At 71.7% G+C, this 19026-nt stretch carries 20 protein-coding genes; 7 read left to right on the forward strand and 13 right to left on the reverse strand.

Features of this window, described 5'->3' with window-relative positions; genetic code table 11:
• The first annotated feature begins 4 nt into the window (after positions 1-4).
• Entirely contained in the window at positions 5-853 is an 849-nt protein-coding gene (locus tag NMQ01_RS00740; RefSeq protein ID WP_255184992.1) for a hypothetical protein, read from the forward strand.
• 120 nt (positions 854-973) lie between these two features.
• Here NMQ01_RS00740 and NMQ01_RS00745 read toward each other — a convergent pair whose 3' ends face one another.
• From NMQ01_RS00745 to NMQ01_RS00760, 4 genes are read right to left on the reverse strand one after another with little or no spacing between them, the layout of a single operon-like run.
• Positions 974-1618, reverse strand: coding sequence for a lactate utilization protein C (locus NMQ01_RS00745; RefSeq protein ID WP_255184993.1), 645 nt, complete (start codon positions 1616-1618; stop codon positions 974-976).
• Positions 1615-3081 carry a LutB/LldF family L-lactate oxidation iron-sulfur protein gene (locus tag NMQ01_RS00750; protein ID WP_255184994.1) on the reverse strand — a complete coding sequence of 489 codons (1467 nt, stop codon included), beginning with the start codon at positions 3079-3081 and terminating at the stop codon, positions 1615-1617. The genes NMQ01_RS00745 and NMQ01_RS00750 overlap by 4 nt, the downstream gene beginning before the upstream one ends.
• Entirely contained in the window at positions 3078-3842 is a 765-nt protein-coding gene (locus NMQ01_RS00755) for a (Fe-S)-binding protein (RefSeq protein ID WP_255186398.1), read from the reverse strand. Before NMQ01_RS00755 ends, NMQ01_RS00750 begins: the two co-directional genes overlap by 4 nt.
• Positions 3839-5569: an L-lactate permease gene (locus NMQ01_RS00760; protein WP_255184995.1), complete on the reverse strand. Its 1731-nt coding sequence runs from the start codon at positions 5567-5569 to the stop codon at positions 3839-3841. Before NMQ01_RS00760 ends, NMQ01_RS00755 begins: the two co-directional genes overlap by 4 nt.
• 173 nt (positions 5570-5742) lie before the next feature.
• Here NMQ01_RS00760 and NMQ01_RS00765 point away from each other — a divergent pair, with 173 nt between their 5' ends.
• Positions 5743-6471: a FadR/GntR family transcriptional regulator gene (locus tag NMQ01_RS00765; protein WP_255184996.1), complete on the forward strand. Its 729-nt coding sequence runs from the start codon at positions 5743-5745 to the stop codon at positions 6469-6471.
• Between the two features lie 3 nt (positions 6472-6474).
• Here NMQ01_RS00765 and NMQ01_RS00770 read toward each other — a convergent pair whose 3' ends face one another.
• Positions 6475-7335, reverse strand: a complete 861-nt coding sequence (locus NMQ01_RS00770; RefSeq protein WP_255184997.1) for an Fpg/Nei family DNA glycosylase — start codon at positions 7333-7335, stop codon at positions 6475-6477.
• Positions 7328-8395, reverse strand: a complete 1068-nt coding sequence (locus NMQ01_RS00775) for an App1 family protein (RefSeq protein ID WP_255184998.1) — start codon at positions 8393-8395, stop codon at positions 7328-7330. Before NMQ01_RS00775 ends, NMQ01_RS00770 begins: the two co-directional genes overlap by 8 nt.
• Positions 8396-8484: 89 nt before the next feature.
• On the opposite strand from NMQ01_RS00775, the gene NMQ01_RS00780 reads away from it, so the two are divergent.
• Positions 8485-9777, forward strand: a complete 1293-nt coding sequence (locus NMQ01_RS00780; protein WP_255184999.1) for a hypothetical protein — start codon at positions 8485-8487, stop codon at positions 9775-9777.
• 32 nt (positions 9778-9809) lie between these two features.
• The gene (locus tag NMQ01_RS00785; RefSeq protein WP_255185000.1) at positions 9810-10127 is read left to right on the forward strand and encodes a putative quinol monooxygenase; all 318 of its coding nucleotides are present in this window, start codon (positions 9810-9812) and stop codon (positions 10125-10127) included.
• A gap of 85 nt (positions 10128-10212) precedes the next feature.
• On the opposite strand, the gene NMQ01_RS00790 is transcribed toward NMQ01_RS00785, so the two are convergent.
• Genes NMQ01_RS00790 through NMQ01_RS00805 form a run of 4 tightly spaced genes read right to left on the reverse strand, consistent with a single transcriptional unit; the run spans position 10213 to position 12702 of the window.
• Complete coding sequence (locus NMQ01_RS00790) at positions 10213-10569, reverse strand: ArsC/Spx/MgsR family protein (RefSeq protein ID WP_255185001.1); 357 nt, start codon at positions 10567-10569, stop codon at positions 10213-10215.
• 9 nt (positions 10570-10578) lie between these two features.
• A complete protein-coding gene (locus NMQ01_RS00795) occupies positions 10579-11457 on the reverse strand; it encodes a bile acid:sodium symporter family protein (protein ID WP_255185002.1) in 879 nt (292 codons plus the stop codon).
• 16 nt (positions 11458-11473) lie between these two features.
• Positions 11474-12385 carry an exodeoxyribonuclease III gene (locus tag NMQ01_RS00800; RefSeq protein WP_255186399.1) on the reverse strand — a complete coding sequence of 304 codons (912 nt, stop codon included), beginning with the start codon at positions 12383-12385 and terminating at the stop codon, positions 11474-11476.
• A 2-nt stretch (positions 12386-12387) separates the two neighbouring features.
• The gene (locus tag NMQ01_RS00805) at positions 12388-12702 is read right to left on the reverse strand and encodes a GNAT family N-acetyltransferase (protein ID WP_255185003.1); all 315 of its coding nucleotides are present in this window, start codon (positions 12700-12702) and stop codon (positions 12388-12390) included.
• Between the two features lie 107 nt (positions 12703-12809).
• On the opposite strand from NMQ01_RS00805, the gene gdhA reads away from it, so the two are divergent.
• Positions 12810-14165, forward strand: coding sequence for an NADP-specific glutamate dehydrogenase (gene gdhA, locus NMQ01_RS00810; RefSeq protein ID WP_255185004.1), 1356 nt, complete (start codon positions 12810-12812; stop codon positions 14163-14165).
• A 126-nt stretch (positions 14166-14291) separates the two neighbouring features.
• On the opposite strand, the gene NMQ01_RS00815 is transcribed toward gdhA, so the two are convergent.
• Together NMQ01_RS00815 and NMQ01_RS00820 are read right to left on the reverse strand one after the other, a co-directional pair.
• On the reverse strand, positions 14292-14552 hold the full coding sequence (locus tag NMQ01_RS00815; RefSeq protein ID WP_255185005.1) for a hypothetical protein: 261 nt from the start codon (positions 14550-14552) through the stop codon (positions 14292-14294).
• 31 nt (positions 14553-14583) lie between these two features.
• Positions 14584-15171 (reverse strand): hypothetical protein, encoded by a 588-nt coding sequence (locus NMQ01_RS00820; RefSeq protein WP_255185006.1) that lies wholly within the window; start codon positions 15169-15171, stop codon positions 14584-14586.
• Positions 15172-15383: 212 nt separating this feature from the next.
• Between NMQ01_RS00820 and NMQ01_RS00825 the strand changes: the two genes are divergently transcribed.
• Entirely contained in the window at positions 15384-16928 is a 1545-nt protein-coding gene (locus NMQ01_RS00825) for a DEAD/DEAH box helicase (protein ID WP_255185007.1), read from the forward strand.
• A 117-nt stretch (positions 16929-17045) separates the two neighbouring features.
• Here NMQ01_RS00825 and NMQ01_RS00830 read toward each other — a convergent pair whose 3' ends face one another.
• Complete coding sequence (locus tag NMQ01_RS00830) at positions 17046-17828, reverse strand: acyl-CoA thioesterase II (RefSeq protein ID WP_255185008.1); 783 nt, start codon at positions 17826-17828, stop codon at positions 17046-17048.
• Positions 17829-17938: 110 nt separating this feature from the next.
• Between NMQ01_RS00830 and NMQ01_RS00835 the strand changes: the two genes are divergently transcribed.
• The gene (locus NMQ01_RS00835; protein WP_255185009.1) at positions 17939-19024 is read left to right on the forward strand and encodes a hypothetical protein; all 1086 of its coding nucleotides are present in this window, start codon (positions 17939-17941) and stop codon (positions 19022-19024) included.
• Positions 19025-19026 lie beyond the last annotated feature (2 nt).

Here is a 19026-nt window from a genome sequence, read left to right on the forward strand (position 1 = left end):
GACGATGACGACCACCCCGCTGCCGCCCCGACCGGGCGAGCCCACCGACCCCGAGCTGCGCGATCGCTATCGCACCGACGCCTCGCGCGAGCGTGAGGCGCGTCGGGCCGAGACGGTCCGCCTCGCGGCGGAGCCGCGCCCCTCGCGCACTCCCGTCGGCCCGATCCGGGTCCTCGCGCTGCTCGTCGCCGTCGTGCTCGTCGTCGTGGCAGGTCTGAGCCTCGTCGGCCCCATGCTCAAGCAGTCGGCCACCTCCGACCAGCGCATCACCGCCGCCGGCTCCCTCGAGATCAACGCCCAGGTCGGTGACGTCCGGGTGCGCGCGGCCGAGCCCGGCGAGACGCCGCACGTCACGACGACCCGCACCTGGGGGCTGTGGGAACCGCGCACCAGCGTGCGCACGAGCGGCGACACCACGCGGCTGTCCTCGTCGTGCACCGGGCCGGCGATCGGCACGGTCTGCGAGGTCGACTGGCTCGTCGTCGTGCCGGCCGACACCGAGGTCGACATCGAGCAGGGCGTCGGCGCGGTGAGCGTGGAGGGCATGACCCGCGACGTGGACGTCGAGGTCGGCGTCGGTGACGTGACCGTCGCCGAGGCCGAGGGCGAGCACCTGAGCGTCGACATCGGCGTCGGGGCGCTCGACTACGAAGCCGTCGAGCCGCCCCGGACGGTCGAGGCGAGCGTCGGCGTCGGCGAGCTCGTCGTGCGGGTTCCCGACACCGTGGGCTACCGGGTCGCGACCTCCAGCGGCTCCACCGAGGTCGCCAACTCCATCGGCAGCGACCCGTCCGCGAGCCGCCGGATCACGCTGGACAACGGCGTCGGGGCGATCAGGGTCGACCCGAGCTGAGCCTGCGCCCCGCGCAGCCGAGCGCTGCCCCCAACTCCGCAGACCCTGGGGTCTTGCGGAGTTGGGCGCGCAGGACCTTGGGGTCCTGGTGCAGGTGCAGGTGCAAGGGCGCGGCCCGGATCAGCCCTCGACGAGCAGGACGACCAGGTTGCGCGGGCCGTGGACGCCCTCGACCCGCTGCAGCTCGATGTCGCTCGTGGCGCTCGGCCCGCTGATCCAGGTCAGCGGCCGGGCGTCACCGGCGTCGGGCCGCAGCCGGGCCACCGCATCGGGCACGTCCTGCACGACCTGGTCCGCGCGCACGACGCACACGTGGGTGTCGGGCACGAGGGTGAGCGCCCGCCGGCCCTGGTCCGCGCGGTGGTCGAGCACGATCGTCCCGGTGACCGCGATGCCCAGGGCCGCCGCGGTGACGACGCCGTCCGTGGCGTCGAGGTCCGCGTGCGTGCGGGTCTGCGACTCACGTCGCACCTCGGCGACCTCGGCCACGGCGTCGACCCACGTGGGCTCCAGGCCCTCGGGGACGACGACGCTGCCGCAGCCGCGCTCGCGCAGGGCGGCCGTGATGGCCACGGCCACCCCGTCGGGGCCGACCCGGACGACGTCGGCCCGGTAGTCCTCGACCGTCTCGACGAACTGCGTCAGCCCGTCGGCGCCGACCGCACCGCTGCCGGTCAGCGGCTCGCGGGGGGTCGCGCCGGCCGACGTGGTGACGTCGGTGGTCGCGTCGCGGACCCGGCGCAGGATCTCCTCGCGTGCACTCATCGGTCATCGCCTCTCTCGCGAGCCCACCACTGGCGGAAGCTCTCGGTGGGTGGGGTGGGGACGTCGCGCGCACTGGTCCACGCGCCGAGGCCAGGCAGTGATCGGATCGTCCGGTCGCCGACGACCCGGCCGACGAGGCTCGAGGCCCGCTGGGCGCCGGCGAGCCGCTTGGGGTCGGAGAGCACCCACGCCGCGGCCTTCATGGCCGCGCTCTCGGCGGCGTGGCCCTCCTCGGTGACCCGCCCGCGCAGCTCGACGAGCAGCTCGGGGATGTTGATCCGCACCGGGCACGCGTCGAAGCAGGCGCCGCACAGGCTCGAGGCATAGGGCAGCGACTGGTCGACCGCGCTGCTGGTGCCGCGCAGCTGCGGGTTGAGCACCGCGCCGATCGGACCCGGGTAGACGGAGCCGTAGGCGTGGCCGCCGGTGCGCTCGTAGACCGGGCAGACGTTGAGGCAGGCCGAGCAGCGGATGCAGCGCAGCGCCTCACGGCCGACGGTGTCGGCGAGGACGTGGCTGCGCCCGTTGTCGAGGAGGATCACGTGCACGTCCTGCGGGCCGTCGCCGTCATGGGCGCCGGTCCACATCGTCGTGTAGGGGTTCATCCGCTCGCCGGTGCTCGACCGGGGGAGGAGCTGCATCATCGGCGCGAGGTCGTCCCACGTCGGCAGGACCTTTTCGATGCCCACGACGGAGATGAGCGTCTCGGGCAGGGTCAGGCACATCCGGCCGTTGCCCTCGGACTCGACGACGACGAGGGTGCCGGTGTCGGCGATGGCGAAGTTGGCGCCGGAGATGCCGACCCTGGCCCGCAGGAACTTCTCGCGCAGGTGCAGGCGCGCGGCCTCGGCCAGGCGTGCCGGGTCCTGGGTGAGGTCGTCAGGGGCGGGGCGGCCCACCTTGGCCATCTCACGCAGGAAGATCTCGCGGATCTCGTTGCGGTTGCGGTGGATCGCGGGGACGAGGATGTGGCTGGGGCGGTCGTGCCCGAGCTGGACGATGAGCTCGGCGAGGTCGGTCTCCCACGCGTGGACGCCGGCCTCCTCGAGGGCCTCGTTGAGCTCGATCTCCTGGGTCGCCATCGACTTGACCTTGACGACCTCGTCGACCTCCTTGGCCCGCGCGATCTCCAGCGCGATCCGGTTGGCCTCGACGGCGTCACGCGCCCAGTGGACCGTGGCCCCCTGCGCGACGAGCGACTCCTCGAGCTGCTCGAGGTAGTCGGCCAGGTGGGTCAGCGCCTCGTCCTTGGCGTCGGCGCCGGCAACCCTCAGGGCCTCCCACTCGGGGAGCTCGTCGACCACCGCGGCCCGCTTGTCGCGGATCGTGTGGGTCGCGTGGCGCAGGTTCTTGCGCTGCTGGGTGTTGTCGAGCGCCTCACGGGCGGCCTCGGGGAAGGCCGGCATGCCGATGAAGGTGGACGAGGTCTGCTGGACCGGTCCGCCTCGTGCCTGCGTGCTCATGCGGGGTCCTCCTCGGTGCTGGCCAGGATCTCCGCCAGGTGCATCTGCCGGACCCCCGACCGCTGCCGGTCGAGCATCCCGCCGATGTGGGCCAGGCAGGAGTTGTCGCTCGCGACGACGACCTCGGCGTCGGTCGAGCGGATGTTGCGGCACTTGTCGGCGCCCATCGCGACGGAGACGTCCGCGTTCTTCACCGCAAAGGTCCCGCCGAAGCCGCAGCACTCCGTGTCGCCAGGCAGGTCGACGAGCTCGAGCCCGCGGACCGCGCGCAGCAGCTGCAGCGGCTTGTCGCCGACCCGCAGCATGCGCAGCGAGTGGCAGGTCGGGTGGTAGGTGACCCGGTGGGGGAAGTACGCCCCGACATCGGTCACGCCGAGCACGTCGACGAGGAACTCGGACAGCTCGTGGACCCTGGGCGTCACCTCCTGCACCCGGCCGAGCAGCCGCTCCTCACCGGCCTGCCGGGCGATCGTCGCGTGCTGCTCGCGCACCGAGCCGACGCACGAGCCCGACGGCGCCACGACGGCGTCGTAGCCCTCGAAGACGTCGGCGAAGCGCTGCACCATCGGCACGGCGTTGCGGCCGTAGCCGGTGTTGGTGAGCACCTGGCCGCAGCAGGCCTGCTCCATGGGGAACTCGACCCGGACCCCGAGCCGCTCGAGCAGGCGCACGGTCGCCTTGGGCGTGCCCGGCCACATCGTGTCGTTGAAGCAGGTGGCGAAGAGGGCGACCTTGAGGTCGGTGCGGGCCGGCGCGGTCACGGGAGCATCCACGACAGGACTGTCGACTGCAGGCCGACGATGAGGCACATGACGACGATGAGTCCGATGCTCCAGGGGAGCACCTTGCGCAGGATGGCGGACTCCTGGCCGACGAGACCGACGGCCGTGGCCGCGATCGTGAGGTTCTGCGGGCTGATCATCTTGCCGACGACTCCTCCGGAGGTGTTGGCCGCGACGAGCAGGGTCGGGTCGATCCCCGCCCGCTCGGCGGCGCTCTGCTGCAGGGTGGCGAAGAGCGCGTTGGCGCTCGTGTCCGAGCCGGTGACCGCCGTGCCGAGCCACCCGAGCAAGGGGCTGAGGAAGGCGAAGGCGGTTCCGGTCCCGGCGATCCAGGCGCCGATGGTGATCGTCTGCCCGGAGAGGTTCATGACGTAGGCGAGGGCGAGGACCGAGGCGACGGTGACGAAGGCCCAGCGCATCTTCACCGCGGTCTCCTTCATCTCGGCGGCCAGGCCGGAAAAGCCGATCCCGTAGGCCAGGGCCACGACGACGGCGCAGGCGAGGAGCATGGTGCCGGGGGAGGAGAGCCAGGAGAAGGAGTAGGTCGCCGAGGCGTTGACGCTGCCGTCGTGGGTGAGCACCTCACCGGCCAGACCGGGCCAGGGGATCTTGACGTTGGTCCCCGTGAGCCAGGTGTCGACGGCCGGCACGAGCTTGGCGATCGAGAAGACGGCGACGACGAGGACGTAGGGGAACATCGCCCAGGCGATGCGGCGCGGCGTGAGGGCGCGGGCCTGGGAGTCGAGCTCCTCGGGCGTGATCTGGTAGGCGTCGGCCGACCCGCCGCCGGTCGTAGGGCCGTCGGCCCCGGCGAGCGCGAACTGCTGTTCCCGTTCGACCTGGAGCGACTCGGTGGCCTCGTCACCGCCGGTCGGCTGCCAGGTCCGCAGGAAGGCGACGGCGACGGCGAGCGAGACGAGGGAGGCGATGATGTCGGTCATCTCGACCGAGATCCACGTCGCCGAGACCCACTGGGTGCTGGCGAAGGCGAGGCCGATGACGACGGCGGCCGGCCAGGTCTGGCGGACCCCCCTTCGCCCGTCGACCATGAAGACGAGGAGCAGCGGGACGAAGATGGCGATGATCGGTGCCTGGTGGCCGACGTAGGCACCGATCTCCTCGTAGGGGATGCCGGTGAGGTTGCCGGCGGTGAGGATCGGGATGGCGATCGCCCCGAAGGCGACCGGGGCGGTGTTGGCCAGCAGCACGACCGTGGCGGCGCGAAGGGGGGCGAAGCCCACCGCCATGAGCATGACGCCGGTGATGGCCACGGGGGCGCCGAAGCCGGCGAGGGCCTCGAGGAGCGCGCCGAAGCAGAAGGCGATGATGATCGCCTGGATCCGCGGGTCGTCGGAGATGAGCCGGAAGGTCGCGCGCAGGTCCTCGAAGTGACCCGAGCGCACCGTGACCTCGTAGAGGACGATCGCGGTGAAGACGATCCACATGATGGGGAAGAGGCCGAAGACGGCGCCCTCGGTCGCCGCGAGCGCGGCGAGGTGGGCTGGCATCCCGAAGAAGACGACCGCCACGAGGATCGCGACCGCCACGGCGGTCAGGCCGGCCCAGTGCGCCTTCCACTTCAGCAGGCCGAGGGTGACGAAGATCGTCACCAGCGGCACGAGGGCCACGAGGGCTGAGACGGTGAGGCTGTCGAGCACCGGAGCGATCTCCGGTGTGAAGTCCATCGGTACGGCGGTGGGGGTCATCGGGGCTCCGGGTGCACGTCGTCGGGCGGGAGGATCGACATAATGGTCGGACCATTGTGTCGAGCATTGACCGTAGACCCGGTAAGGCCATCCCGTCAATGGTCGGACCAAAAGAACCGATAATGGTCCGACCACTTCTCCCGGCCGCCGCGAGGCCGTGCCATCCTGTGCTCGTGATCGAAGATCCCAGCCCCGCGAGGCCCGGAGCGGGCCTCAAGGCCTACGAGGTCGTGCTCGCGTGGGTCGACGAGCGCATCCTCGACGGTCGGCTGCGGGTCGGCGACACCCTGCCGGCGGAGCGCGAGCTGGCCCGGATGCTCGACGTGGGTCGTGCTGCGGTGCGCGAGGCGGTACGCACGCTCGAGGCCCAGGGGGTCGTGCGTTCGTCGGTCGGGGCCGGTGGCGCCGGCGGGACGATGATCACCGCCGTGCCCAGCGGCGCCCTCGCCCGTCTGCTGCGCCTGCACGTGGCGCTCGCCAACTTCCCGCTGCCCGACGTGCTCGAGGTGCGGGTGGCTCTCGAGACGGTGAGCGTGCGCCTCGCCGCGGCCCACGCGACACCGGAGCAGCTGGCCGAGATGACCCGCCTGCTCGACCTCATGGAGACCCCGGGGATCGACCGGGAGCGGTTCAACGACCACGACACCGCCTTCCACGTCGCGCTCGCCGAGGCCGCGGGCAACCAGCTGGCTCGCGACGTCACCGCAGCCATCCGGGAGTCGATGCGACTGCCGATCCTCGACGCCTTCCGCACCGTCGGCGACTGGGACGAGGTCGCCGACAAGCTGCGGGCGGACCACCGGCGGATCCACACGGCGATCGCGGCCGGCGACGGTGATCTCGCGGCGGCGGCCACGGAGGAGCACATCCGCTCGGCCTGGCGGCTGATCGCCACCGACTGACGGCTACTTGAGGAACTTGCTCGTCCGCCGGTCGGCGAGCGGCTTGCCGCCGGTCTGACAGGTGGCGCAGTACTGCAGCGACCGGTCGGCGAAGCTCACCTCGCGCACGACGTCACCGCACACGGGGCAGGCCTCGCCAGTGCGTCCGTGGACCCGCATCCCGGCCCGCTTGGCGTCCTTGAGTTCCTTCGCCGGCTTGCCCGAGGCAGCCGCGACGGCGTCGGTCAGGGTCGAGCGCAGGGCCTGGTAGAGCGTGTCCACCTGCTCGTCGGTCAGGGTCGACGCCTTGGCGAAGGGAGACAGCTTTGCCACGTGCAGGACCTCGTCGGAGTAGGCATTGCCCACCCCCGCGATGACCGACTGGTCGCGCAGCACGCCCTTGATCTGGGCGGAGCGGCCGGCGAGCAGCTCGCCGAAGGCCTCGCGGGTGAAGTCGTCGGTGAGCGGGTCGGGTCCCAAGCTCGCGATGCCCGGCACGGCCTGCACGTCGCGCACGAGGTAGGCGGCGAGGCTCTTCTTCGTGCCGGCCTCGGTGACGTCGAAGCCCGAGCCGTCGACGAGCCGCACCCGCAGCGCGATGGGTGACTTGCCGGGCCGCAGCACGGTGCGCGGCAACTCCTCGGACCAGCGGACCCAGCCGGCGCGGGCGAGGTGCAGCACGAGGTGGATGCCGTCGCAGTCGATGTCGATCCACTTGCCGTGGCGGGTCACCCCGTCGACGGGCGCGCCGGCGAGGGCCTGCGGTGGCGGGTCGAAGGTCTTGAGCACGGAGAAGGACGCGAGCTCCAGCGACTCGACCGCCAGCCCGGCCATCCGCTCGCCGAGGAAGTCGACGAGCCCTTGGACCTCCGGCAGTTCAGGCACCGGCCCGCTCCGTCCCGAGGGCCTCGCGCATCTGCTCGAGCATCGTCCAGCCGTCGTTGGCTCGGCAGATCGGCAGCTCGACGCCGACGTGCTGCTCGAAGTCGTCGGTCGAGATCGGGGTGAAGTGGCTGAGCAGCTGCTCCGTCGTCGACAGCACACGGATCCCGATGGCGCGCACCCGCTCGGGCAGCTGCTCGGCGAACTCGCCGTAGAGGCTCGGGTCGTGCTGGCCGTCGTCGCCGATGAGCACCCAGCGCACCTCGGGCAGCTCCCGCGCGAGCCGGTGCAGCGCGGCGCGCTTGTGGTCCTGCCCGGAGCGGAACCAGCCGGTGTTCGTCGGCCCCCAGTCGGTCATGAGCATCGGTCCGAGCGGGTAGCCGGCGCGGCGCAGGAAGCGGGTGAGGGCGGGCACGAGGTTCCACGCGCCGGTCGAGACGTAGACGATCGGCGCGCCCGGGTGCTCGGCGAGCAGCTCGCGGTACATCGTCGCCATGCCGGGCACGGCGCGGCGGGTGCCCTCGTGGCGGAAGAAGGTGTTCCACGCCGCGATGAAGGGTCGCGGCATCGTCGTCGTGATGATCGTGTCGTCGATGTCGGAGACGATGCCGAAGGTCTCGCCCGGCGCGACGACGAAGACCGCCGCCGTCGTGTCCGCCGCGCGCGGCGAGGAGATGCTCAGGTCGTGCCAGCCGGGCTCGAGCCCGTGGTCCGTGATCGTCAGGTCGAGCAGCCCGGAGCGGTCGACCCGGGTGCGGAACTCGCGCTCGCCGATCGTCACGGTGACCGGCTCACCCGCCGCCGGGGTGGTGAAGAAGACGCGCCACCCCCTTCGCTCGTTGTCGGCGGTGCGCAGCTCCAGCCACGTGGCGCGGGCGTCGGCGGCGGCCGGGGCGTAGGGGCGTCGGGTCATGAGGACCCGGCCGAGGACGCGGATGCGGTCGGTGCTGCCGTAGCCGGTGTGGGCGAGCACGCGGGTGCCCCAGCCCCGGCGGCGCATGGCACCGGCCACCTGGCGGTTCCAGGCGTCCTCGAAGATCGCGGCTGCGTGCGGTCGCGGCATGTGGCCGAGCCTAGTGGTCGGTCGGCGACGATCGTCGCCGCACCGGGGCCTCTCTGGCAGAGTGACGCCCGGCGAAGGGAGTGCACGCGGTGGCTGTGCAGGTGGCGGGGGACGAGGTGGTGGACCTCGTGACGATGGGGTGCGCGTGGACCCTCGACCTGTCGGCGCTGCCCGCGGCTGCCGCCGCCGAGATGCGCGCCCGCTGGGGGCGCTGCGCCGAGCTCGCGGCCGACCCGACGACCTTGCTCCTCGACGACCAGCCGCAGATGCTGCGCGTCGGGCTGGCCGGCGACGGGACGGGAGCCACGGTCGTCGCCAGTGACCTCGAGCGCCTGCCCTATGTCCTCTCGCGGGAGATCACCCGGCTCGGCCTGACCCGGCTGCGGGGCCGCGTGACCCTGCTGCACGCCGCGGCGCTCGCCGACCCCGACGGGCGCGCGGTCGTGCTCGTCGCCCCCTCCGGAGGGGGCAAGTCGACGGCCACGCGGGTCCTCGGGGAGCGGCTGGGCTATGTCACCGACGAGTCGGTCGTGCTGCTCGCCGACGGGCGGATCGCGCCGCACCCCAAGCCCCCTTCGCTCGTCATCGACCCGGCCGACCGGTGGCACAAGGCGGAGCCGTCGCCGGACGAGTCGGGTCTGGGCCCGACCCCGCCCTCGCCCACGATCGCCGCCCTGCTCACCCTCGCCCGCGACCCCGCGGTGACCTCCTCGCGGATCGAGCCCGTCGGGCTCGTCGACCAGCTGCTCGCCGTGCTCCCGGAGACCTCGTCGACGTGGTGGCTCGACGACGGCCTCGACCGCCTCGCCCGCGCCGTGACCGCCGGCGGCGCCCCCGCCCGGCTCGTCTACGCCGAGGTCGACACCTGCCACGAGCTCGTCGCCGAGCACCTGGCGCAGGCCGCTCCCGTCGAGCCGACCTGGGAGCACCTGCCCCCGCGCCCGCAGGAGCGCCTGCCCCGCGACGAGGTGCCTCCGACCGCCCCCAGAACGTCGCAGGACCCTAGGGTTTTGCGCAGTTCGGACGACAGAACGTCGCAAAACCCTAGGGATTTGCGCAGTTTGGACGACGGGGAGTCCCCGGCGCCCCGGGATATGGAGTTGCCCCGGGACCTGGAGCCGGAGGGGGCGGCCAGGGTCGTCCGGGCGCCGTGGTCGGACGCGATCGCCTGCGACGGCGAGGTGCTCGTGCTCGCCGGGGCACGCCCCCTTCGTCTGGCCGGTCCGGGAGCCGTGGTCTGGCGGGCGGCGCGCGAGCCGGTCACCGTCGCCGAGCTCACCACCACCGTCGTCGCGGAGCTCGGCGACCACCCCGAGGCCGAGCAGATCGTGGCCGCGGCGGTGGCCGACCTGGTCGACCACGGGGCGCTCCGCCGGGCCTGACCGGCCTCGGCCGCGGGCGTTACGGTGAGGACATGATCTTCATCGTCGTGAAGTACCGCACCAAGCCCGAGTACACCGAGCAGTGGCCGCAGCTCGTCCGCGAGTTCACCGAGGCGACGCGCGCCGAGCCGGGCAACATCTTCTTCGAGTGGAGCAAGAGCATCGAGGCCGAGGACGAGTGGGTCCTCGTCGAGGCCTTCCAGGACGACGCCGGCGAGGCGCACGTGACGAGCGACCACTTCGCCAAGGGCCTGGAGGCCATGCGCCCGGCCCTCGCCGAGACGCCCAAGATCGTCAGCCGCACCGTCGAGGGCTCCGGCTGGGACGAGATGGGCGAGCTGCAGGTCTGACCGAGCACGCGAAGGGAGCGCCCGTCACCTCGTGCAGGTGACGGGCGCTCCCTTCGTCATGTGGGTCGTGGTGCGAGACCGACCGTCAGCCCTCGACGAAGGGCGCGACCCGGTCCTTGGGCCGGCCGATGATCGCCCGGTCGCCCTTGACGACCACCGGGCGCTGCATGAGGCGCGGGTGCTCGACGAGGACGGCGACGACCTGGTCGACCGTCGCGACGTCGGCGTCGGTCAGGCCCTGGTCCTTGAAGAAGGAGTCGCGGCGCACGAGGTCGGTCGGCTCGTCCTCGAGCTTGCCGATGAGCTCGCGCAGCGCGGCCTCGTCGAGGGGCTGCTTGAGGTACTGGTGCACCTCGGCATCCACCCCGGCGCCCTCGATCGTCTCGACGGCGGCGCGGGAGGTCGAGCACTTCGGGTTGTGCAGCACGGTGACATCGCTCATGGGGTCAACCTAGACGGCCGGGACGACAGCCCGCTCGGGCATGCGGTTGAGGGCGATGCCGAAGGCGAAGCCGAAGATGTTCATGACGATCGAGTAGACGGCGGCGGGGATGGCGATCTCGGTGCTGCCCATGACGCTCAGGGCGAGGGTCATCGCGAGCGTCGTGTTGTGGATGCCGACCTCGAAGGCGGTGGCCACGCCCTGCGGACGGCTCAGCCGCAGCAGTCGGGCGACGACATAGCCCAGCGTGAGGGAGAGTCCGCACAGCAGCGCGACGACCACGCCTGCGGACTGCGCGTAGTCGACGACGTTGTCCCGCTCGGCGACGATCGCGCCGATGGCGACGAGCACGAGGAAGACGATGGCGAAGATGCGGATCGGTCGCTCAGCGCGCTCCGCGATCGTGGGCCGCGCCGAGCGGATCCACATGCCGATGGCGACCGGGACGAGCACGACGGCGACGACGCTGGCGAACTTGCCGAGCTGCACACCCACCCCTTCGCTGCCCGCGTCGAAGTGGTTGACCGCCCACCCCGTGATGAGGGGGAGGGTGACGATGCACAGGATCGAGTTGAGCGCCGTCAGCGTGATGTTGAGCGCGACGTCGCCGCGGAAGAGGTAGCTGAACATGCCGGCCGTCGTCCCGCCCGGGGCCGCGGCCAGGAGCATGACACCGACGGCGAGCAGCGGGTCGAGGTCGAAGAGCCGGATGAGCCCGTAGGCGAGCACGGGCAGGAAGAGCATCTGCAGCCCCAAGGCCACGACGACCGCTCGCGGGGCCTCCCGCACCCGGGTGAAGTCGGCCCGGGTGAGCGACAGCCCGAGTCCGAGCATGACGATGCCGATGGCGATGGGGAGCCCGATGGTCAGGGCCGGCGACTGGTCCATGACGAGAGGTTACCCGTCAGTAGTCGTAGTCCACCACCACTGCCGCGTGGTCGCTCACCCGCTCCGGACCGCTCGCCGGGCGGTCCGTGCCGGCGGTGATCGCGCGCTTCGCCAGGCCGGGGGTGGCGAGGTGGTAGTCGATCCGCCAGCCGGTGTCGCGCTCGAAGGCGCCGCCCATCCACGACCACCAGGACATCGGGCCGGTCGTGTCGGGGTGCGTGCGCCGCACGACGTCGACGAGGGTGCGCGGCGAGACGATCGAGTCGAACCACTCGCGCTCCTCGGGCAGGAAGCCCTCGGACTTCTGGTTGGAGCGCCAGTTGGTGACGTCGAGCTGCGTGTGCGCGACGTTGAGGTCGCCGAGCAGGAGGAACTCGCGCCCAGCCGCCCGTGCCGCCTTGCGGGAGCGGTCGAGCTGGCGGGCGAAGGAGGCGAGGAAGCCCATCTTGCGCTCGTACTTCGCCCCACCGTCGGGCGCCTCGCGCCCGCCGGGCTTCTGCAGGTGGGCCGGCAGCCCTCCCTTCGGCAGGTACAACGAGGCCACGGTGAGCGGCTGGTCTGCGAGGTCCACCTCGACGTACCTCCCCTCGGAGGCGAAGGGGGACAACCCGCGCGCCATCGTGCCCGGCGGGGACGGCTCGGTGTGCACGTGCTCCTCGCCGGGGGCACGCATGAGGACCTCGCCGTCCCAGGTGCGCACGGCCGCGGGACGGGTGCGGGTGAGCACGGCGACGCCGTTGCGGCCGGCGATCTGGCCCGGCTCGTAGGTCAGGTGGTGGTCACCGAAGACGCCGGAGGGCAGCTGGCCGGGCGGGCAGCGGACCTCTTGGAGCGCGACGACATCGGGCTCGCGCTCGGCGAGCCATGCCTCGAAGCCCCGCCGCTGCGCCGCCCGGATGCCGTTGACGTTGAAGGTGGCGACGCGCAGGGTCACTGCGGGATCGCGGCCAGGTCGTCGGGGGTCGGCTGGGCGATGGTGGCGCCGTGGTCGGTGTGCTTGGTCAGCCACTTCTTGACGTAGGGGCAGACCGGCACGACGGTCAGGCCCTCCTCGCGGGTGGCCTGCACGGCCTCCTCGACGACGATGCCGGCCAGGCCGTGCCCGCCGAACTCCTCGCCGACCTCGGTGTGGAAGAAAACTCGGCGACCGTCGTGGTCGACGAACTGGGCGAAGCCGGCGACGACTCCGTCGGTGCTCACCTCGAAGCGGTCGGGTCCGGTCTCTCTGCTCACGGAAGCGCTCATGGCGCCAAGCCTCGCACGTGACAGGGACAACCCTCGGACAGCCCGGCAGCCCCGAACCCGCGGCGGTTAACGTGAGGCGACCCCACCCCCTTCGAAGGAGATCGGCTGTGACCACCCAGGCCCTGCACCCCAACTTCCAGGGGCACTTCGACGAGGTGATCGCGCGCAACCCCGGTGAGCGCGAGTTCCACCAGGCCGTCTACGAGGTCATGCAGTCGCTGTCGCCGATCGCCGGCCGCGTCGACGAGTACGCGCAGTGGTCGATCCTCAAGCGGATGTGCGAGCCGGAGCGGCAGATCATCTTCCGCGTGCCGTGGACCACGGACTCCGGGGACGTCGAGATCAACCGAGGCTTCCGCGTCGAGTTCAACTCCGCGCTCGGCCCCTACAAGGGCGGCCTGCGCTTCCACCCGAGCGTCAACCTGTCGATCATCAAGTTCCTCGGCTTCGAGCAGGTCTTCAAGAACTCGCTGACCGGCATGCCGATCGGTGGCGGCAAGGGTGGCTCCGACTTCGACCCCAAGGGCAAGTCCGACGCCGAGATCATGCGCTTCTGCCAGTCCTTCATGACCGAGCTCTACCGCCACATCGGCGAGTACACGGACGTGCCGGCGGGTGACATCGGCGTCGGCGGGCGCGAGCTGGGCTACCTCTTCGGCCAGTACAAGCGCATCACCAACAGCTGGGAGGCCGGCGTCCTCACCGGCAAGGGCCTGTCGTGGGGTGGCTCGCAGGTGCGCACCGAGGCGACCGGCTACGGCACCGTCTTCTTCGCCCAGGAGATGCTCAAGGCGAAGGGGGAGTCCCTCGACGGCAAGCGGGTCGTCGTCTCGGGCTCCGGCAATGTCGCGATCTACGCCGTGGAGAAGGTCCACCAGCTCGGCGGCACCGTCGTCGCCGTCTCCGACTCGGGCGGCTACGTCGTCGACGAGTCCGGCATCGACCTGGCCCTGCTGCAGGAGGTCAAGGAGGTGCAGCGTGGTCGCCTCACCGACTACGCCGAGGCGCAGGGAGGGTCCGCCCGCCACATCGCCGACGGCACCATCTGGGACGTGCCCTGCGACGTCGCCCTGCCCTGCGCCACGCAGAACGAGCTCTCCGAGGAGCACGCCCGCACCCTTGTGAAGAACGGTGTCCGGCTCGTCGCCGAGGGCGCCAACATGCCGTGCGTGCCGGAGGCGATCGAGGTCTTCCGCGGGGCCGGCACGCTCTACGCCCCGGGCAAGGCCTCCAACGCCGGTGGCGTCGCGACCTCCGCGCTCGAGATGCAGCAGAACGCGAGCCGCGACTCGTGGGGCTTCGAGGAGACCGAGCTGCGCCTCGAGGAGATCATGCGCGACATCCACGCCAACTGCCTCGAGACCGCCGAGGAGTTCGACGTCCCGGGTGACTACGTCGCCGGCGCCAACCTCGCCGGCTACATCAAGGTCGCCGACGCCATGGTTGCCCAGGGCGTCATCTGATCCCGCTCCTCCACCACCTCCACCACAAACTGTGGCTGGCCACACCTCGAGTGGTCAGCCACAGCTCGTGGTGCAGCCGGCGATACGAGCTGTGGCTGGCTGTTCGCGCATGGACGGGCTTGCGGCTCACGTGCACCCGCAGGAGTCACAGCAGTCATGGTCCTCGAGGTGCACCAGATCGAAGGGGGTCCCGAGACACAGCCGGACCATCCCCGCGGCATGGATGCTCGTGCAGATCTCGAAGCCCCCGCTCTCGTGGAGGCGCAGCAGTTCCGTCGCCGTGAGCATGGCACTCGCCTCGAGCGGGCTGAGCTCGGGTGAGTAGAGGCGGGCGCGCAGTTTCGTGAGCTCGGCGGTGTGGTCAGGGCGCTGGGTGTGTCGGGTCATTCCGCCACCCTGAGCTGCGCCGAAGGGGGTGTCAGCTCCCGCCGTCGGGTCGTAGCTGACCTGCAGCTTCCAAACTCAGCCAGCCGTATCCGAAGACGTGGGCCGACAGGACATCGACCTCTCGCCGTGGCGTGCCGAAGAAGGCTCCGATCCGGTTCAGGACGCGCGGGTAGGGCTTCTCCCGGCCCCCGCCGGTCCGGGTCCAATTGGAGTTGGGCACGACGAGGAAGAGGTGCTGCACGTCCTGCGCGATGTGCGCCTTCCACATGTCCTTGAGGTCGTGGTTGTTGTTGAGAGTGCCACCACGCTCGACCTCGGCCATGACCCCGCGACCGGGTGACAGTGAGTAGACGAAATCGGGCCGGGCGTGAGTGACGATCCCATCCTGCCGAGTGAGCACGACCTCCTGCGCGAAGCCCAACTCGTCCGTGAGGATCTCCGCGACAATGTCCTGGATGTCCTTGCTCGGCGCATTGACGACGTGCGCCTGATTGATGGCGGCCTCGCGCTCGGCGAGCTCGTCGCGCAGGTGGTCGGCGAGCATGGCGACGGGCTCGACCTCACGACGCTCGTCGTCGTCCAAGCTGCTGCGCGCGAAGGAGCGCATCTCGATCGGCATGTCCGCAGCTTGGCAGCTGCCGACGACACCCACGGTCGGGCGCCACCCCCTTCGCCGCTACACTCGACGAAGCAGCCGTTCAGTTCTGCAGCGAGCTGCTTCTCCTTTTGCAACGATGCCATCGCGCCGCGAGCGTCCCCTGCCCAGCAGCAGGCATGACCCGCGCCGGGCAGAACCGAAGCATCATGACTCCGTCTGGAGCACCTCTTTTCGTGACGACCACGACCTTCGCCGACCTCGGCGTGCCCACCTCCCTGACCTCCGTCCTGGAGCAGCAGGGCATCATCACCCCGACCCCGATCCAGGCGGCGACGCTGCCGGACTCCCTCGCCGGCCGTGACGTGCTCGGCCGCGGGCGCACGGGCTCGGGCAAGACCTACGCCTTCCTCCTGCCGCTCGTCGCCCGCCTCGTCGAGTCGGGCACGCGGCGCCAGACCAAGCGCCCCCGCGCGCTGATCCTCGCCCCCACCCGCGAGCTCGCGACCCAGATCGAGGACTCGCTCACCCCGCTCGCGCAGGCCGTCGGCCTGCGCAGCCGCACCGTCTTCGGCGGCGTGGGCCAGAACCCGCAGGTCAAGGCCATCGCCGCGGGCGTCGACGTCGTCGTCGCCTGCCCGGGCCGCCTCGAGGACCTCATGGGCCAGGGTCACGTCGACCTGTCGGCCATCGAGGTGACGATCCTCGATGAGGCCGACCACATGGCCGACCTGGGCTTCCTCCCGGGCGTCAAGCGCATCCTCGACAAGACCCCGCGCGGCAGCCAGCGGATGCTCTTCTCCGCGACCCTCGACGGCGCGATCAACCAGATCGTCAAGCGCTACCTCGAGCAGCCGGTGACCCACGAGGCCGACTCGGCCCAGTCGCCGGTCGCGAAGATGACCCACCACGTCCTGCACATCAGCAGCAACGACCACCTGCCGGTCCTCACCGACCTCGTGGCCGCGCCGGGCCGCAAGGTCGTCTTCACCCGCACCAAGCACCGCGCCAAGAAGATGGCCCGCCAGCTCAACGCCGCCGGTGTCCCCGCGGTCGAGCTGCACGGCAACCTCAGCCAGAACGCGCGCACCCGCACGATGGAGGCCTTCCACTCGGGCACCGCGCAGACCCTCGTCGCCACCGACATCGCCGCCCGCGGCATCCACGTCGACGACGTCTCGCTCGTCATCCACGCCGACCCGCCGGTCGAGCACAAGGCCTACCTCCACCGCTCCGGTCGCACCGCGCGCGCCGGCGCCGAGGGCACGGTCGTCACGCTCATGACCGACGATCAGGTCCGCGACGTCCGCGACCTCACCCGCAAGGCCGGCATCAAGCCGACGACCACCCGCGTCGGCGTCGGCCACGAGCTCCTCGCCGAGCTCGCCCCGGGCGAGCGCACCTTCCCCGGTCCCTTCGTCGTCGAGGCTCCTGCCCAGCAGGGCAACGGCCGGGCGAAGGGAGGCAACCGCGGCGGTGGTCGAGGTGGCCAGGGTGGCCGAGGCGGTCAGGGCGGGCGCAGCTCGCAGGGCCGTGGCGGCTCCGGCGGCCAGGCATCCGGCCGCGGTGAGCGCGGCGGCGCCGGGCGCAACCGCAACGGTGGCGGTCAGGGCGGTGGCTCCGGCCGCGGCCAGGGCGGCCAGTCGCGCAGCGGTGGCAGCCAGGGCAACGGCGGCGGTCTGCGTCGCGGGGGTCAGGGCGGCAACCGCCAGGGCGCCTCGCGCGGCGGCAGCGTCGTCGCCTTCTCCTCGAGCAGCACCGGTCGCAGCGGTCGCCGCTGACGGGAGCTTCCTCCCTTCGCCGGCCTGACCGGTCGCGAGTCAAAGACACCCCGCGTCTCCACGGACGCGGGGTGTCTTTGTCCCACGGCGGCCCGGCCGCAGATCGCGCGCGGCTCCCTAGCCGAAGACCGCGACCGTCTGCCGGCTGATCGCGACGAGCCGCCCGTCCGGGTGCCAGACGCGGGCGTCGGTGTGCCCGTAGCCGCCACCGGCGACATCGGTGCGCACGGCGTAGGGCCAGTGCGCGTCGGGCTCGGCCGTGACGTCGTCGACGATCTCGAGGGTCCACGTCATGCTGCTGCCCGGCTTCAGCTCCGACAGCATCTGCACGACGGCCGGGGGCCAGCAGTCGACGAGGGTGACGAAGTGCCGGATGTCGAAGGTCGGCGGCGCCTGCCGGAAGCGCATCCACCCGTCCATGTGCGAGGTGCTCGCGCCGGAGTAGGGGAAGCCGCCGTCGGCCAGCCGCATGTCGAGGTGCTGGAAGAAGTCGGGCGTCATGCCGGCGATGTGGGGGAAGGGCTCGATCGTCTCGGGCGCCGCCATCTGCGGTGCCTCGGCGGTCGGCGCCACGCTGATCGCCGACTCGCGCGGCGCGCCGAAGGCGCCGAGCGCGACGGCCACCGGGGCACCCTCCTGCCGCAGGGTCGCCAGGACCTGGGTGGCGCTCTTGCCCGACCGCAGCACCTCGACCTCGGCCTGCGCCGCTCCGGGAGCCACCGGCGCGACGAAGTTGACGGTCAGGCTGCGCAACGATGCCGCCTGCGGCACGTGCGGCTGCATCGCCGAGACGAGCAGCCCGCCGACGAGCCCGCCGAAGGTCGCGCGGCCCTGCCCCCAACCCTCCTCGACGTGGACGTCGCCGGTCGCGGCCTGGTCGAGCATCTCCTGCAGATCCATGCGGTCAGCCTATGGAGGGGAGCCCTCCCCATCGCAGCCGGCCTGCCGCCTCCGTAGGGTCGGTGACACAGGGCTGCACAGGGCGACGGCCCGGCGACGAAGGGGAGGACATGGCACCGGTCAGCGAAGGCGCCGACACCACGCGACTCGACCAGATCGCGGGTGGTCTGCGCGCCAACGCCCATGCGACCCGCACCGTGGGGGTGACCGGCAGCCAGCTCGTGACCGTCCTCGCGGAGTCGTGGATGGGCCCGGACATGGAGCACTTCGCCGCCGAGTGGAGCGCGGCCCGGCCCAGGATCGACGCCGCCGCCGACATGCTCAGCCGCCTCGAGCAGGAGCTGCAGCGCCAGGCCGCCGACCAGGAGCGGACGAGCAGCCGCTTGGGTGGCGGAGGCGGCGCGGGCTCGGGCGGTCCGGGGCCCAGCAGCGCCGCGACCGACGGCTCTCCCGAGCCGCACCGTAACGGCGACGGTCCCATGGAGCGCCCGGGCAGCGTGTTCGACCGGATGAGAGGTGTTCTCGAGAGCGTGGGGCTGTGGGGCGACGACCCGGTGAGGGAGGTCCCCGAGGACAAGCGACCCGACGACCCCGGCGTCGACGGCGTCACCCTCCCCGCGGGAGCCGACCCCGACGACCCCCTGGTCCAGGAGCTGATGGCCTCGCCGCGTGGCCGCGAGACCCTCCAGTGGATGACGGACAACGACGTCACGCTGGCCCCGGCCGAGGGCTCGGGCACCTACTACGACCCCGAGAGCAACACGATGTACATCGCGAGCTCGGCGGACGGCTCGTCGGCGATCCACGAGGCGAGCCACGCCCAGTGGGATGCCGAGGGCACTCGTGCGGACGCGACCAAGGTGTCGCAGGAGGACTACGTCCGCAGCCAGATCGACAACGAGGTCGACGCCACGACGGAGGGCATCTACTACGACAAGGAGATGCGCATGCGTGGCTACCCGATCGAGCGGTCCACCACCGAGGTCAACTACGACACGGCTTACACCGAGGCGATCGACGCGGGCAAGACGCCCGAGGAGGCCGACGCCGCGGGGCGCGAGCGGGTGCGTGAGATGTTCGTGGCGGGCGAGGACGGAGCCGTCGAGTTCGAGACCTCGACCACCGGTGAGGGCTACGAGGAGTACTACGCCGACCAGTGGCAGGACGTCCGCGAGGAGGCCGGCGAGGGCGGCTGATC

Source organism: Janibacter sp. CX7 (assembly GCF_024362365.1).
Classification (GTDB): domain Bacteria; phylum Actinomycetota; class Actinomycetes; order Actinomycetales; family Dermatophilaceae; genus Janibacter.

Bases quoted from the DNA above. Each gene is read 5' to 3' on its own strand.
- NMQ01_RS00740 (WP_255184992.1), top strand. From the start codon at position 5: ATGACGACCACCCCGCTGCCGCCCCGACCGGGCGAGCCCACCGACCCC.
- NMQ01_RS00745 (WP_255184993.1), bottom strand. From the start codon at position 1,618: ATGAGTGCACGCGAGGAGATCCTGCGCCGGGTCCGCGACGCGACCACC.
- NMQ01_RS00750 (WP_255184994.1), bottom strand. From the start codon at position 3,081: ATGAGCACGCAGGCACGAGGCGGACCGGTCCAGCAGACCTCGTCCACC.
- NMQ01_RS00760 (WP_255184995.1), bottom strand. From the start codon at position 5,569: ATGACCCCCACCGCCGTACCGATGGACTTCACACCGGAGATCGCTCCG.
- NMQ01_RS00775 (WP_255184998.1), bottom strand. From the start codon at position 8,395: ATGCCGCGACCGCACGCAGCCGCGATCTTCGAGGACGCCTGGAACCGC.
- NMQ01_RS00785 (WP_255185000.1), top strand. From the start codon at position 9,810: ATGATCTTCATCGTCGTGAAGTACCGCACCAAGCCCGAGTACACCGAG.
- NMQ01_RS00790 (WP_255185001.1), bottom strand. From the start codon at position 10,569: ATGAGCGATGTCACCGTGCTGCACAACCCGAAGTGCTCGACCTCCCGC.
- NMQ01_RS00795 (WP_255185002.1), bottom strand. From the start codon at position 11,457: ATGGACCAGTCGCCGGCCCTGACCATCGGGCTCCCCATCGCCATCGGC.
- NMQ01_RS00805 (WP_255185003.1), bottom strand. From the start codon at position 12,702: ATGAGCGCTTCCGTGAGCAGAGAGACCGGACCCGACCGCTTCGAGGTG.
- NMQ01_RS00815 (WP_255185005.1), bottom strand. From the start codon at position 14,552: ATGACCCGACACACCCAGCGCCCTGACCACACCGCCGAGCTCACGAAA.
- NMQ01_RS00820 (WP_255185006.1), bottom strand. From the start codon at position 15,171: ATGCCGATCGAGATGCGCTCCTTCGCGCGCAGCAGCTTGGACGACGAC.
- NMQ01_RS00830 (WP_255185008.1), bottom strand. From the start codon at position 17,828: ATGGATCTGCAGGAGATGCTCGACCAGGCCGCGACCGGCGACGTCCAC.
- NMQ01_RS00835 (WP_255185009.1), top strand. From the start codon at position 17,939: ATGGCACCGGTCAGCGAAGGCGCCGACACCACGCGACTCGACCAGATC.